The 14647-nt window shown below is 41.4% G+C and carries 11 protein-coding genes and 4 tRNA genes; 9 read left to right on the forward strand and 6 right to left on the reverse strand.

All coding sequences use genetic code 11. The annotated features are described in order from the left end of the window. The 3 genes from B9T30_RS03975 to B9T30_RS03985 form a co-directional block, all read right to left on the reverse strand. Positions 1-714: a helix-turn-helix transcriptional regulator gene (locus tag B9T30_RS03975; protein ID WP_086183875.1), complete on the reverse strand. Its 714-nt coding sequence runs from the start codon at positions 712-714 to the stop codon at positions 1-3. 74 nt (positions 715-788) lie between these two features. Then, positions 789-1457 carry an HAD-IA family hydrolase gene (locus B9T30_RS03980; protein ID WP_086183876.1) on the reverse strand — a complete coding sequence of 223 codons (669 nt, stop codon included), beginning with the start codon at positions 1455-1457 and terminating at the stop codon, positions 789-791. A gap of 152 nt (positions 1458-1609) precedes the next feature. Beyond that, positions 1610-2545: an RluA family pseudouridine synthase gene (locus tag B9T30_RS03985; protein WP_004649946.1), complete on the reverse strand. Its 936-nt coding sequence runs from the start codon at positions 2543-2545 to the stop codon at positions 1610-1612. 484 nt (positions 2546-3029) lie between these two features. On the opposite strand from B9T30_RS03985, the gene B9T30_RS16465 reads away from it, so the two are divergent. The 7 genes from B9T30_RS16465 (at position 3030) to B9T30_RS04020 (ending at position 9488) form a co-directional block, all read left to right on the forward strand. Beyond that, complete coding sequence (locus B9T30_RS16465; RefSeq protein ID WP_171264118.1) at positions 3030-3191, forward strand: hypothetical protein; 162 nt, start codon at positions 3030-3032, stop codon at positions 3189-3191. A gap of 112 nt (positions 3192-3303) precedes the next feature. Next, entirely contained in the window at positions 3304-6753 is a 3450-nt protein-coding gene (locus tag B9T30_RS03995; RefSeq protein ID WP_086183877.1) for an Rne/Rng family ribonuclease, read from the forward strand. A gap of 171 nt (positions 6754-6924) precedes the next feature. Further along, positions 6925-8766 carry a long-chain-acyl-CoA synthetase gene (locus tag B9T30_RS04000; protein ID WP_086183878.1) on the forward strand — a complete coding sequence of 614 codons (1842 nt, stop codon included), beginning with the start codon at positions 6925-6927 and terminating at the stop codon, positions 8764-8766. Positions 8767-8952: 186 nt separating this feature from the next. Next, positions 8953-9028 (forward strand) — tRNA-Lys (locus tag B9T30_RS04005). 22 nt (positions 9029-9050) lie between these two features. After that, a tRNA-Lys gene (locus tag B9T30_RS04010) sits at positions 9051-9126 on the forward strand. A 56-nt stretch (positions 9127-9182) separates the two neighbouring features. After that, positions 9183-9258: transfer RNA gene (locus tag B9T30_RS04015), tRNA-Lys, on the forward strand. A 154-nt stretch (positions 9259-9412) separates the two neighbouring features. Then, positions 9413-9488 (forward strand) — tRNA-Lys (locus B9T30_RS04020). A 397-nt stretch (positions 9489-9885) separates the two neighbouring features. Here B9T30_RS04020 and B9T30_RS04025 read toward each other — a convergent pair. Then, the gene (locus B9T30_RS04025; protein ID WP_205666507.1) at positions 9886-10515 is read right to left on the reverse strand and encodes a hypothetical protein; all 630 of its coding nucleotides are present in this window, start codon (positions 10513-10515) and stop codon (positions 9886-9888) included. 314 nt (positions 10516-10829) lie between these two features. Between B9T30_RS04025 and B9T30_RS04030 the strand changes: the two genes are divergently transcribed. Then, positions 10830-11099, forward strand: coding sequence for a PspC domain-containing protein (locus tag B9T30_RS04030; protein ID WP_086183879.1), 270 nt, complete (start codon positions 10830-10832; stop codon positions 11097-11099). 64 nt (positions 11100-11163) lie between these two features. On the opposite strand, the gene B9T30_RS04035 is transcribed toward B9T30_RS04030, so the two are convergent. Next, the gene (locus B9T30_RS04035; protein WP_086183880.1) at positions 11164-12267 is read right to left on the reverse strand and encodes an HPP family protein; all 1104 of its coding nucleotides are present in this window, start codon (positions 12265-12267) and stop codon (positions 11164-11166) included. A 266-nt stretch (positions 12268-12533) separates the two neighbouring features. Continuing rightward, the gene (locus tag B9T30_RS04040) at positions 12534-13340 is read right to left on the reverse strand and encodes a transglutaminase-like domain-containing protein (protein WP_086183881.1); all 807 of its coding nucleotides are present in this window, start codon (positions 13338-13340) and stop codon (positions 12534-12536) included. 315 nt (positions 13341-13655) lie between these two features. Here B9T30_RS04040 and glyQ point away from each other — a divergent pair, with 315 nt between their 5' ends. After that, positions 13656-14630, forward strand: a complete 975-nt coding sequence (glyQ, locus tag B9T30_RS04045; protein WP_086183882.1) for a glycine--tRNA ligase subunit alpha — start codon at positions 13656-13658, stop codon at positions 14628-14630. Positions 14631-14647 lie beyond the last annotated feature (17 nt).

Here is a 14647-nt window from a genome sequence, read left to right on the forward strand (position 1 = left end):
TCAGTTTTTGTCAGTAGTGCTTTGTGAAGCTTCTGAATTTGAAAATTCTTTTTGACACCATTGGTGAAATAAATGACGTTTAAATTCGGGGTAGATTTGCTCAGTGAGGGTTAGCGTTTGAATTCGATCTAAACGGAAATTTCTAAAATCTGCACGAAGTTCACACCATGCAGCCAACAACATTTTGTCGTTAAAATATCCCAATGCAAAAGGCCATAATTGCCTGTGTGAAATCTGTTTCTGCTCATCAACATAATTAATCTGAATTTTAGTTTGTAAACGAATTGCGATACGAACTTGTTCAACAATGGTTTGATTAACCTCAATCCATGAATGAATTGATTTTAGATAAGTATCATTTAAAAATTCTTGTTTTCTTTGTGGCAAGACTGCTTTAAATTTGCTTAATACCGAATGTGAGGCCTGCTGTAATGCTTGATCAGGAATAGATTTAGCCCATTGTAATGCAAGATACATCGCTTCAATTTCTGATTCATCCAAACTCATTGGCGGAAGGAGAAAGTTTTCTTTCAATTGAAATCCTAAACCGGTACTGCCCTCAATATTGACCCCTTGATCACGTAAACTTTCAATATCTCGATAAACACTTCGCACACTAATTTGCAAATGTTCAGCCAAACGTTGTGCAGTGACAGGATAACGCTGTTCACGCAGATGCTGTAATAAATGAAGTAATCGAATGGAACGACTCATAGCGTATTTTCTTGTTATTCAAAAGTAATTTTAGGCGCATATCCTTATACGCCTAAAAAAATGATCAACTTTGCTTAAGCCACATCGGAAGCATTCACTTGCTGATTTAAAAATTGATCTAAACTTGCGACATCATCTGCAATGGTTAAAGGATTAAACGTTTGCAATACAGCTGGCGTATGTACGCCATAACTCACCCCTACTCTGGGCATGGCAATATTCCGCGCCATTTCCAAATCATAAGAGGTATCTCCAACCATAATCGCATGTTCAGCTTTTACCCCTGTGAAAGCTAAAATTTCAGCCAACATCAGCGGATCAGGTTTAGACTTGGTTTCACTTGCCGCACGCGTAATCTCAAACAAATCATGACTATTGGTTTGCTTCAAAACACGATCCAAACCTTTACGGCTTTTACCCGTTGCAACTGCAAGCCGAACATCCTGATTTTTGAGTCCATACAACATTTCAGCAATGCCAGCAAACCAAGCATCCCCTGTTGAATGGGCAACATAATGATCGCCATAACACTTCAAAAGGTCGGTATGCAATTCAGGAACTGTAGGAAATAAAACTTGAGCCACTTCAGGCAAACCTAAACCGATAATACTTTTTGCCGCTTCAGGGGTCAGGGGTTGCTCAAATTGCTGCGCTGCAAACAGTAGGCTTGCCACAATCTGCCCCACTGAATCAAACAAAGTGCCATCCCAATCAAAGACAATCAGTTCTACAGGTTTATTCATTTCGCTCTCATTATTTCAATTTTTTCATGAATCAAAACAGTTGCTACTCGTTCGGTGGCATGAATGCCGCCATTGAGCAAGCAGTACAAGGATGTGCTGCTTGCTCAATAAAAGATTTTTGTTACTTTTACTCTTTCAAAAGTGAGCAAGTATTATTTAGACTGCGCGCGGAGCTGTGCCACCAAATTCTGCATATCTTCAGGCAAAGGGGCTTCAATTGTAGGATAACCCGGAATTTCTAAACGCAAGGCATGCAAACACAAACGACGTGCCGCAGGGCCTTTATATTCAGTTTCATGGCCGTATTTATCATCACCAATTAAAGGATGACCAATACTTAAACCGTGCACACGAATTTGATGTGTGCGTCCCGAAAGCGGTGAAGCATAAACCAAAGTACCATGACGGAAACGCTCTGCGACATTCCACTGCGTTTGACTTGGCTTACCTTCTTTAGATACGCGTACGCGACGCTCGCCATTGGCCAATTCATAACGGTGTAAAGGCGCATCAATCAGTTGTTTATCCAAACTGACCTGACCTTTCACAATAGCGGCATAGGTTTTTTTAATTTTATGTTCACGCAGTAAATCTTGCAAAGTTTTAAGCGTACTACGTTTTTTACTAATCATCACTAAACCAGACGTATCACGGTCAATACGATGAATCAGCTCTAAATATTTTTTACCTGTGGCTGCACGTAAACCTTCAATCAGACCATAGGCCACACCACTGCCACCATGCACGGCAATGCCCGAAGGTTTATTCACAATCATCAAGCCTTCATCTTCATAAATCACACGGCTGAGTAAGCTCTGTGCAACTTTATCTGACACAGGTGCAGCCGTTTCGTCTTTAGGTTCATAACGAATCGGTGCCACACGAATTTGATCGCCAATTGCCAGTTTGGTTTCAGCTTTAATGCGCTTTTTATTGACCCGAACTTGCCCTTCACGCATCAAGCGATAAATCCGACTTTTAGGCACACCTTTGAGCCTAGAAAATAGAAAATTATCGATACGTTGACCCGATTGATGCTCGTCCACTTCAAACCAAGTGACACTTTGCCATTCTTGCGTAGAATTCATACAGTTACGATGACCCAAAAAAATACTAAAATTGATTAAAAACTGATCACTTAGGCTATGCTTTACACAAGAAATTTAAGCTTAGCCCATAGGCAGATGATGCAAGGTTTGATATAGTCAGCGCACGGATACCACCGTTAGTGTGAAAAAATTTAATTACTTCAATATTTTTGAAGCTAAACATTAAATTTCACAACTCATACTAAATACGGAAAGGTCCCTAAAGAATATGCCGACGCCGAAGGCTTATTATATCGGCAAAAAAGCAAACTGTTGCGTTTAATTGTACTTAATGTACATAAATCAGTTTGCCCCAAAAATATGTCGCCAACTTTGAGTTGGTTTTTAAACGTAAACTGATACACATCAAATGAGTCGCAACCTGAAGTCGCATTCAGGCTACAACGTTGATGCATTGGATCTGCACATAAAGCAAAGATACGATGATAATTCCGTATCAAGACGCTCTATCTTAAACGAAGGGATGATCTTCAAGCTACGTGACAGTGAAAGTTACTCACATCCAATGCACCGTTTATCCGCCAGTGAATCCGTTCAGGTGACTTTAATCGTTGAAAGATTGAAGCCGTATTGCCATCATCAATACGTGAATCAAAAACCGAAGCCGAACAAAAAAGGCCGGTAAAAAAGCTCAGACCACAGGTGTTATTTTGAGATCTGAGTGTTGATCCGTAATATGTGATGTTCGCTACGTGAATAGCGATGTTTTGTTGTGTATCACTATTAGGTGTATACCCATGAAACGTATGTTGATTAATGCAACACATGCCGAAGAGATTCGCGTTGCACTTGTCACGGGTCAGCGTCTTTACGATTTTGATTTAGAAAATCGTACCCGTGAACAAAAAAAATCCAATATCTATAAAGGTCACGTGACTCGCGTCGAGCCTTCATTAGAAGCTGTTTTTGTTGAGTATGGTGCAGGTCGTCAAGGCTTCCTCTCTATGCGTGAAATCGCAAACTCATACTACCAAGCAGATCCACGTCAAACTTCAAATATCCGTGAATTGATCACTGAAGGCACTGAGCTTTTGGTTCAAGTGGAAAAAGAAGAACGTGGTAATAAAGGGGCTGCCCTTTCTACCTTTATTTCACTGGCTGGACGTTATTTGGTACTTATGCCAAACAATCCAAAAGGTGGCGGTATTAGTCGTCAAATTTCGGGTTCAGTTCGTGAAGAATTGAAAGAAATGTTGGCGTCACTTAATACACCGCGTGGCATGAGCGTGATTGTTCGTACCGCTGGTATTGGTCGCTCTCAAGAAGAATTACAACTTGATTTACAGCACTTGCTTGACCTTTGGGCGCAAATCCAAAGCACTGCAAGCTCTGGTCCATCACCAATGTTGGTGCATCAAGAAGCGGGTGTGGTCACACGTGCGATTCGTGACTATTTACGTGACGATGTTGCTGAAATTTTAATTGACTCTGAACAAGCCTATAACGAAGCGTATAACTTTGTTAAAGCCGTGATGCCGCGTCAGTTAGAAAAGTTAAAAACTTATACTTTAAATGAGCCTTTATTTGCTCACTTCGGTATCGAAAGTCAAATTCAGACTGCCTATGAACGTGAAGTCAAACTTCCTTCTGGTGGTTCAATCGTCATCGACCAAACCGAAGCTTTAGTGTCTATCGACATTAACTCGGCAAAATCGACACGTGGTCACGATGTTGAAGATACAGCTTTAAATACCAATTTAGAAGCAGCCGAAGAAATTGCGCGTCAACTGCGTTTACGTGATATCGGTGGTTTAGTGGTGATCGATTTTATCGACATGACCAAAGACCGTAACCAACGTATGGTTGAAGCCAAACTTCGTGAAGCAACGCAAAGCGACCGTGCCCGTATCCAATTCGGTCAATTGTCTCGTTTTGGCTTAATGGAAATGAGTCGCCAACGCCTACGTCCTTCGTTAGAAGAAGCAACGGGTTACGTTTGCCCACGCTGTCATGGCACAGGTATGGTGCGTGACTTACGTTCTCTTTCCCTTTCGATTATGCGTAAAGTAGAAGAAATTGCGCTACGTGAACGTCATGGTGAAGTTCAAGTTGAAGTGCCTGTTGAAATTGCAGCATTCTTATTGAATGAAAAGCGTCACAGCCTCGTTTACCTAGAACAAACCTCAAATGTCCGTGTGACTGTTTTACCACACCCACATTTAGAAACGCCGCATTATGAAATTACGTATAATGCTGAAGGTTTTGCACCAACCAGCTATGAACGTACCGAAGCGACACGTTCAAGTGAAAAAGAGTTGGGTTACGAATCGTCTGAATGGCATTTAGAAGATGGGCAACAAGCTCAAGCTGCACCGCAAGCTCAGCAGCAAGACAAAAACCAGAACAACAAGCAACAACGTCGTCCACAACAAGCTGCTCAAGAAACACAGCAACAACAGCCAACTCAAGTTGCGCCTGTTGCTCAAGCTTCAGCAAGCCCATGTGCATGGTTAGAAAACTTGTTTGTGCAAAAGCAAGCGAAAACTGTTGATCAAGCCCGTTCGGCAAACAATGCTGCCGCAGCCATTGAACAAATGGTCAATGGTGGTGCTGTGAGTCGTGGTCAATTTGGTCAAGTGAGTCAAGTTACAACGGCTGCACCTGTTCAAAGCACACCTGTTGCAACTGCAAACAGCAATGCTTACTTAACGCCAAATACACCTGTGGCACATAAACAGGAACAGCGTGAAGTTGCCGATAAGTATTCTGATAAAGAAGAAAAAACGCAACGTCACAATAAAAAACGCGTTAACAAGCCAAAAGAGCAACGCGAACAAGTTCAGCATGACAATCCACAAAACCAAGTGCATGAAGAAATTGTTCAAGTCTCTCGTCAGGAACAACGCCAAGAACAGCGTCAGGAACAACGTCAAGATCCGCGTGAAAATAAACGCCCGACTCGACGTCAACATCCAGAACAACAAAATGCTGAAGTTCAACTCGAGCAAAATGCTGTTCCACGCCGTGACCGTAATAATCAACAACGTCCAAACCGCCCAAATCGTCACCGCGATCAAAGCGTATTGAACGAGCAAACACCTCAACCAGCGGTTGCTGCTGCTCCTGTTGTAAATGAGCAACAACCAAAAGTCGAAGTGATTGATACACCACGTCAAGAGGTTATGCCAACAGCATTAGTCATTAATGTCGATCAAGCGAAAAGCGAAATCATTGCATTAAACTCGGCGCCTGTTGTGGTTGAAACGCCTGTTGCACCAACGGCACCTGTCGCTGTGGCAGAAACCAAAGCCGCGGTAACAGAAAAACCAGTGGTTGTGAAGGAAGAGAAGCCTGTAACAGCGACTAAACCGCAAGAGTCACATAAACCACGTTCTGCTGATCGACGTGCAAGTAACGACCCACGCATGCGTAGTCGCCAAAAACGTGAAAATCAAGCGAAACAACAAGCTCCTGCAGCAAAGTTGAATCCATCACAGGTTCCAACCTTGAGCCAATATACCGTGGGCAGTTTAATTCGCCATGTGTATGGTGAAGATTGTTCAGTACTGATCGAGCAGTTTGGTTTAATCCCAACCTTCAATCGTGCATTGGTGAAATTCACTGAGCAATATGCTGCGACTATCGTGCATCAGGCAACTGAAGCAGAAACAGCACAGCCTGTTACACGTGATGTTGCGGTAACAAAAGCAGCTCCAGAAGCTGAACCAGCACCGGTATTGGACTTAACACCGCCTACGGCTATTTCAGATAAGCGTGTTGCCAATGATCCACGTGAACGTCGTCGTTTAGCAAAACTTGCAGCGGAACAAGCTTTAGAGCAAGCGAAGCAAGCACATAGCGAACCTGAAGCAACCAACAAAGACGCGGCGACAATCGCACCTGAGGTGGTTGAAACTGCTCCTGTTGAAATCGAGCCTGTGACAGAACAAGTCATAGTAGTCGAAGACGTCGCAGTCGTGGATGAACCTAAAGTCGCTGCTGAACCTGCGCCTAAAGCTGAGAAACCAGCGCCTGTGGCAAAAGTAATAGAGCCTAAGACTGTTGAAGCAAAGCCTGCACAAGCTGAAATAGCTGTAGAGGTTGCGCAAGATATACAGGCAGCACTAGCAGAGCCAAAAACGGATGCGAACAAAGACGAAACGGAAGATGATGAGGACAAACCGATCCGCCCTCGTCGTCCTCGTGGTCGTCCACCAAAGAAAGTAACGCCTGCAAATGAGTCATAATTCGCTCTAATGCAGCAAAATAAAAAAACCTAGTCATTTCGGTGACTAGGTTTTTTTTGTTATTTTGACCAAATTAGGTTGATTGCTCTAGGACTAAACCACTAAAAAGAAGCTGCAATATAAGCACGAACAAATAGACATACTGGATTATGAAAAATAAATAGGATTCTTATGAACCACAGCACACAAAATGACTTGATTAGCATCACGGATGTCGCAGCAAAGTTACCCAAATTTATCAGTAAAGTCCCCCATTTATTGAGTGGACTGAAACAAGCCTATTTACGCACCCCCAACACACCTGCGGGCTTAGGTATTGCATTTGAGAAAGCAGTCAAGCGCAATCCGCAAGGGAATGCCTTATTATTCGAAGAGCAAAAATTCACTTATCAAGCACTCAATGAATGGGCAAACCAAATTGGGCACTTTTATTTGTCTATTGGCGCACGTAAAGGTGATGTGATTGCCGTCATGGTGGAAAATCGCCCTGAACTGGTGGCAACCGTGATTGCTTTAGCCAAAATTGGGGTCACCGCAGCTTTAGTCAATACTTCACAAAACAGTAAAGCATTAACCCATAGCATTAACCTAGTCAAACCGATTGCCATTATTATTGGTGAAGAATGTCGTGCCGCAGTGGATGAAGTCCGTCAAGACTTGCTCCTTAAAGAAGATCGCTTTCACTGGTTTGCAGATCAGGAAACCTTAGTTGATGCTGGTAAATCGCCGAAAGGATGGACAAATTTAGCAGAAAAAATCATTCACTTCCCTAAATTCAACACCCCTACCACGCAGAGCATTCAAGGCAAAGATGGTCTATTTTACATCTATACCTCAGGCACGACAGGTTTACCCAAAGCCGTCATTTTCACCCATAGCCGCTGGACATTGGCATACGGCACCTATGGTCATATCTTAGCGTTAAACAGCGATGATGTGATGTACTGCACCCTACCGCTTTACCATGCAACAGGTATTGTGGTTTGTTGGTGCGGTGTGATTGCAGGCAGTGCAACACTAGCCTTGCGACGTAAATACTCAACCTCTGCTTTTTGGAAAGATGTCAAAAAATTTGATGCCTCTGCCATTGGCTATGTTGGTGAGTTATGCCGTTACCTCATGGATGCACCAAGCTCTGAACTTGAACATGGTCATCGAGTCAAGAAAATGATCGGTAATGGCATGCGTCCAAATATCTGGGATAAATTCAAACAACGCTTTGGTGTAGAAGAAATTCTTGAGCTATATGCATCAAGCGAAGGCAATGTTGGTTTCAGCAACATCTTTAATTTTGACAATACCGTCGGCTTTTCCCCAACCCCTTATGCGATTATTGAATTTGATAAAGAAAGCAACAGCCCTGTAAAAGATGCTCAAGGCTGGTGTAAAAAAGTCAAAAAAGGTGAAGTCGGCTTACTCGTGGGCAAAATTACCCGTCGCTCACCATTTGATGGCTATACCGATCCTGAAAAAAATAAATCGGTCATTATGAAAGATGTCTTTACTCAGGGTGACTCTTTCTTTAACACGGGTGATCTGGTGCGTGATATTGGTTTCCGTCATGCTCAATTTGTTGACCGTTTAGGCGATACCTACCGCTGGAAAGGTGAAAATGTATCGACGACCGAAGTTGAAAATGTCGTCAGTGAATATGAAAAAATTGCTGAAGCCGTGGTTTATGGGGTAGAAATTCCCAATACCAATGGTCGTGCTGGCATGGCAGCCATTACACTGGCAGATCATGCGGAATTTACCGAACACGATTTACAGCAAATGACCACCGAATTTAAAAAATGCTTGCCAGCCTATGCGGTTCCTGTGTTTTTACGCATTCAAGTCCACGTTGAAACGACAGGTACTTTTAAATACCAAAAAAACACGTTAAAAGAACAAGCCTTTGATCCCAATAAAACAGACGAACGCTTGTTGGTTTTACTGCCAAACGCAACAGGATACTGTGATTTAACCGCTGAAATATTCAACAATATTCAAGCTTATCAATACCGTTTCTAATTCAAAAAGTATATTTTTTGACTAGATCTAGCAAATTTGTTGCATTTATAATCAAACATCAACAAGTTTGCTATTTTTTACTTGCGCTCGTTTCATAACTTGCTACAATACGCCCATCAAAACGAAGTGGTGTTTAGAAAAATTTTCTTGCACTGCTCATTCAAGTCTTACTTGAATGTTGGTTCAGGGTCGTTAGCTCAGCTGGTAGAGCAGCGGACTTTTAATCCGTTGGTCCCGCGTTCGAATCGCGGACGACCCACCACTTATTTTGATCACCTAGAGATGGGTCGTTAGCTCAGCTGGTAGAGCAGCGGACTTTTAATCCGTTGGTCCCGCGTTCGAATCGCGGACGACCCACCATCTTCTAAAAACTTCTGCCATGAAGTTTTTTTGCTTTAAAAGCACTCTTTCTAAATGGGTCGTTAGCTCAGCTGGTAGAGCAGCGGACTTTTAATCCGTTGGTCCCGCGTTCGAATCGCGGACGACCCACCATTTATTCCTTAAGATTGCGTTCTGTTCTCCTAAGCAGAAATAAAATTTCCAAGTCTTTCAAACACAATAAATTCCGCCCTTTCGGCCGCTTCATCTCGCTCGAAATTTTGCTTTATCTTGTACTTTATTTAAAAGCATGTTTTAAATAGGTTCAGGGTTGTTAGCTCAGTGGGTAGAGCAGTAGACTCTTAATCTATTGGTCGAGGGTTCAAGCCCCTCACAACCCACCAAATTTAATCAAAATCAGTGCACATTAATCTCTATGCCATAAAAAATCTCCGCATTTCGAGTAATGCTGATCAGTTAAGGGGTTTTATAATTAACTCCTTAGCTTTTTAGTTATTCACGACGGAGTCTTATCCTGTCAAATCAAATTTTTGGAGCTCGTTTGTTCTTTTGTTTTGCCAAAAGAACCAAAAGCATTTGTCATCCACAAAACTCGTCAAATACCTTTTATTGATCAATTAATCGCAGAAACCTTAATTTTTCAAAGTAGTTTTGCCTCGAACAGTTGCGGATGACGTTTCCGTGTATCGAATAACATTATGAATTTTACAAAAAAATACCAATCAGTTTCTTAACTAACTGGCATTACTTATTCGGAGATTTTTTGTCATCTGAATTTCATCATAGGCTTGGTTTAACGGGTTCTTTAACTAAACGATAGGCATATTTAGGAAAAGCATTGCCCTGCGCAAAATATTGTCTATTGCGCTTAGTCTGATTGGAAATTTTAGCTAAATCCATTACCAAGTTTTGATCTTGATCAATGTGATAAAAAAACTCTACCCCATTGCCACGATGCAAAATAATTTGATGATGCTCTAAATCATAAGACCAATGATCTTGATGATATTGAACATCCGAAGCAAAAGTTATTTGTCCCAAATGGATAATGCTACGGTGTGCTGTACCATCGGCTAATAAATTAACAATAAAATCGGCTGTCCCCTTTTCACACGCCACAAAGGGATCATCACAACGAATCACCGTCTGGTAACGTCCCACATATGGTTCAGCACTTTGAGGAATCGTATGCGGGGTTTCTTCTATAGCTTTAGTGGCTACAGGTAATGTCGCCTGCCCAGCGACTTCCGTCAGTTTTTTACCTTCAATATTGCTCACTGCCAGATCAGTCGCTTCGGTTGCTGGTTGTATTTGTTCAGCGACAGAATCTTCTAATGACTTATTACAGCCGACAAGAGCAGTAAACATAACCACAAGAACACAGTAACCATAATTAGCATTTCGAAACACGTATCCCTCCTGTCTCAGCACGTCCATTGCTTTATTCTTTGCAAATACTCAATTAATTACAATAGATACTAAAGTCAAATCTCCGTTTTATAGGAATAAGATACTTGATATTTAATGGATTATTATTAACAACAAGCCATCTTTTTTTTCAGGTCAATCCATTTTATGTGCTCAATTCACAAGAATAAGTGTCCAGTTACATAACTTAACTATTTTTCTAGCCGATAACCCTTTAAAAACTGATTTACATCACCATTTTATCAGTATGAGTAAATTGTTTTAACTCAGCTATTTTTAATTTTAAGGAGACTTAGATGGCCAATGTTGGCTTGTATCGCTCTAACCGCCAAAATATGATCGCAGGTGTAATAGGCGGTATTGCTGAACGATTTGGTTGGAATGCAAATTTGCTTCGCATTATATTTGTCATTGTTTCTCTAATGAGCGCTGCATTCCCAGGAATTTTAGTTTATTTGGTTTTATGGCTTATTATGCCTAAAAAACAGTTTCAAATAACTCCTGCTCAAGGCTATCAAAATCCCGTTCGTACGGTACATCAAGATTCTAATGATCCATACCGTTAATCATTTTTAGTTTTCGGCTACGACTTTTCCCCAAGAGTCGTAGCTTTTTTTTGTCTGTATTTCGCTATGCATTGATCTGATTCAGCTGTTGATTCAATGCCGCAATCATGTCTGCACGACTAATCATTCCCACTATTTTTTGATCTTCAACCACAGGAATATAATTAAATGAGCGTTCGACAAAATAAGGCACCAAATCCTGTATCGGTTGCTCTGGTTTTACGGTAACCACTTGACGCACCATAATATGTTTTACTTGATGCTCCCATGTCGTTCTCATATCATTTGCACGTTTAAACCATTCCACCACTTCATATAAAGCCAATGTTCCCACCAACTGCTGCTTAGCATTGGACACAGGTAAGCTCATTAAATTCATCTGTTTAAATTTATCCAAAGCCGAATGAATATCCTCCTGCTCATTTAAACTTACGACATGTTTACTCATAATATCCTGACACTTAAACTGGCTCTGCCCTCGTGCATTGGCTTTTTCCTGTGCCGCTAAAATAATTTTCTGTAAATCATATTCACTAATATCTAAAAGTTCAGTTTGTTGATCCAAAGTGGCTTGAATATCTTGCGGCTGAATCGTGACTTTTTGGGTAGGCGTTGGGTCTTTAGAGCGTTGATTGACTTGTGCAATTTGCGGATATTGTTTTCCCAACATGCGATTAAATACAATTGCAATCACTAACAATAAAATAGAATTCAATAAAACAGGATAAAAAATAAAGTGATAGCCCAGTTGATGTACCGCATCCCCACCCAATACAGCAGTAATGGCGATTGCACCACTGGGTGGATGCAATGAATCTGTGGTCATCATTAATACAATAGACAGCCCAACAGCAACACTAAAAGCTTCCGTTAAATTTGGAATATACATGGCGCAAGTCACACCAATAATCCCAGCAAGGGTATTACCCACCACCATATTCCACGGTTGTGCCAATGGACTGGCAGGTACTGCAAACAACAACACCGATGATGCCCCCATAGGCGCGATATACCATGCATTAATGTCACCCAACACCCACCAACTAATCAACGATGAGAGTAGTAGCCCTAACAGTGCACCTATGCCACACAATAAGCGCTCTTTTAACGGAAGAACTTTGAAATTGGGTTTTAAGATATTGAGCCATCTAAGTTGTGAATGAAACACAGCACGCCTTTGGTTATGTTGGAATTGATTTACGAATTATAGAATGATGCAACAATAAGGTGTATTTATTTTATATTTTTTCATGATCAATAAATTCAGCATGTTTGAAATAAAAAATGCCCTGCTCTTTACAGCGATCAGGATGAGTTTCCTTTGTCATTCATTCTCTATCGTGTTTTAAACCAGAGAGCGACACACAGTGAACCTCATACATTTCTTTTAAATTCATCGTCCTTCGCAATACTTTTACTGCTCTTTTATACTGACTAATCATCTAGTTTATCGGTAATGATTGGCTCAATTTTGAGCATCTCGATCTCGCCATAGAAAGTAGAAAAAGCAACATCGCCTGCATCTATTCCTGTAGCAATTCGAATTAAATTTTCTACAGGTGCTAATCGGGTTGGATCAAACAACACCCATCCGCCCTCTAAATAGGCTTCAAAAATGGCATGAAAATCGGGTAGAAATTTTTCAATTTCGACATAACCCACCACCATACGTGCTGGAATCCCCAAAGCACGACAGAGTGCAATCCCTAAATGAGCAAAGTCACGACACACTCCAGCCCGATGTATTAATACATCGGTCGCCGTTGTAAATTGGTTAGAGCTACCAGAAACATAAAAAATGTTGTTACAAACCCACTGTTCAATGGCTTTAACTCGTGTATACCCTTGTGCCATCCATCCAAATGATCGATTTGCCATATCCACCAAAAGGTCTGAATTACAATATCGGCTGGCCAATAAATAAGGCAGCACTTCATCGGGTAAATTTGGAATCGCAACTTCTTTGAGATTGTGCTGAACATCGGCATTGATCACAGGATGACGTTCAACCGTAGCACTATAGTTCACTTCAAAAGCGTCACAAGCTTCAATATGCAATCTGATATAACGGTTTTGCTGACTTGAGTCGTGAAATTCACGCCATATCACAGGCGGAGAAAAGCTAAGCTGTTCTGTAAGGATGGTTTGATCGGGATGATCAGCAACTTGAATCAGAAAAACAAATTCTGTAGCTTGGACAATCTTGTATGTTAAATGGCACTGAATTTTACAAGTTGTCATGATCGTCCTTATTTTTTAAGCATTATTTCACTGCATGCAGATTAAACCAATTTCATGCAAATAAATGAATAAGATTGCTTTATCTTTATCACAATTTTAGGTCAATCATAACATGCATCTGATTTATTCTTGCTTTTCAATTCAGCATAAAGCAGTTACTAAAACAGCAAATCGTACGACTGGAAATAGAGACCTGATCTCTTTTAACGGTATTTTGATTTTTTTCAAAAAAGTATCGACGCATTAACCCTTTGCCACTCTTCCTGAAACTCCTTATAATTGAGCACAATTTTCTCTAATTTTAAGTGGATGACCATGAGTCGCGCCATATCGCATATTGATACCTTCCAAGGCTTAATTCTTGCCTTACAAAATTACTGGGCTGAACAAGGTTGTGTCATTTTACAACCTTACGATATGGAAATGGGCGCAGGCACATTCCACACTGCAACCTTCCTTCGAGCACTTGGCCCTGAAACGTGGAACGCGGCATACGTCCAACCGTCACGTCGCCCTAAAGATGGTCGCTATGGTGAAAACCCGAACCGTTTACAGCATTACTACCAATTCCAAGTGGTGCTTAAGCCAAACCCAGACAACATCCAACAGCTTTACCTTGACTCTTTAAAAGCCATTGGTATTGATACCCTCGTTCACGACATTCGTTTTGTTGAAGACAACTGGGAATCCCCAACGCTTGGGGCTTGGGGCTTGGGTTGGGAAGTTTGGCTCAACGGTATGGAAGTGACTCAGTTCACTTACTTCCAACAAGTGGGTGGTGTTGAATGCTACCCAGTGACAGGCGAAATCACTTACGGTCTTGAACGTCTTGCCATGTACTTGCAAGGTGTCGACTCAGTTTACGATTTGGTTTGGACTAAAGGTCAATTCGGTACTGTGACCTATGGCGATGTATTCCATCAAAATGAAGTCGAACAATCGACCTATAACTTTGAATATGCCAACGTCGAAAAAATGTTTGAATTATTCGATTTTTACGAAGCTGAAGCAACACGCTTAATTGAAGCTGAACTTCCACTGCCTGCCTATGAACAAGTAATTAAAGCATCGCATAGTTTTAACTTGCTTGATGCGCGTGGTGCGATTTCAGTCACTGAACGTCAACGCTATATTTTACGGGTGCGTACTTTGGCGCGCTCAATTGCACAAAGTTATGTGGCTGCACGTGCCAAGCTTGGCTTCCCAATGGCTGAACCTGAACTTCGTGATGAAGTTTTGGCACAGTTAAAAGCACAAGTTGAAAAAGCTGAAGTAAAGGAGAGCAAATAATGTCTAATCAACATACT

This window comes from Acinetobacter sp. ANC 4973 (assembly GCF_002135275.1).
Classification (GTDB): domain Bacteria; phylum Pseudomonadota; class Gammaproteobacteria; order Pseudomonadales; family Moraxellaceae; genus Acinetobacter; species Acinetobacter kyonggiensis.

Bases quoted from the DNA above. Each gene is read 5' to 3' on its own strand.
- glyQ (WP_086183882.1), top strand. From the start codon at position 13,656: ATGAGTCGCGCCATATCGCATATTGATACCTTCCAAGGCTTAATTCTT.
- B9T30_RS04030 (WP_086183879.1), top strand. From the start codon at position 10,830: ATGGCCAATGTTGGCTTGTATCGCTCTAACCGCCAAAATATGATCGCA.
- B9T30_RS03975 (WP_086183875.1), bottom strand. From the start codon at position 714: ATGAGTCGTTCCATTCGATTACTTCATTTATTACAGCATCTGCGTGAA.
- B9T30_RS03995 (WP_086183877.1), top strand. From the start codon at position 3,304: ATGAAACGTATGTTGATTAATGCAACACATGCCGAAGAGATTCGCGTT.
- B9T30_RS16465 (WP_171264118.1), top strand. From the start codon at position 3,030: ATGATCTTCAAGCTACGTGACAGTGAAAGTTACTCACATCCAATGCAC.
- B9T30_RS04040 (WP_086183881.1), bottom strand. From the start codon at position 13,340: ATGACAACTTGTAAAATTCAGTGCCATTTAACATACAAGATTGTCCAA.
- B9T30_RS03985 (WP_004649946.1), bottom strand. From the start codon at position 2,545: ATGAATTCTACGCAAGAATGGCAAAGTGTCACTTGGTTTGAAGTGGAC.
- B9T30_RS04000 (WP_086183878.1), top strand. From the start codon at position 6,925: ATGAACCACAGCACACAAAATGACTTGATTAGCATCACGGATGTCGCA.
- B9T30_RS03980 (WP_086183876.1), bottom strand. From the start codon at position 1,457: ATGAATAAACCTGTAGAACTGATTGTCTTTGATTGGGATGGCACTTTG.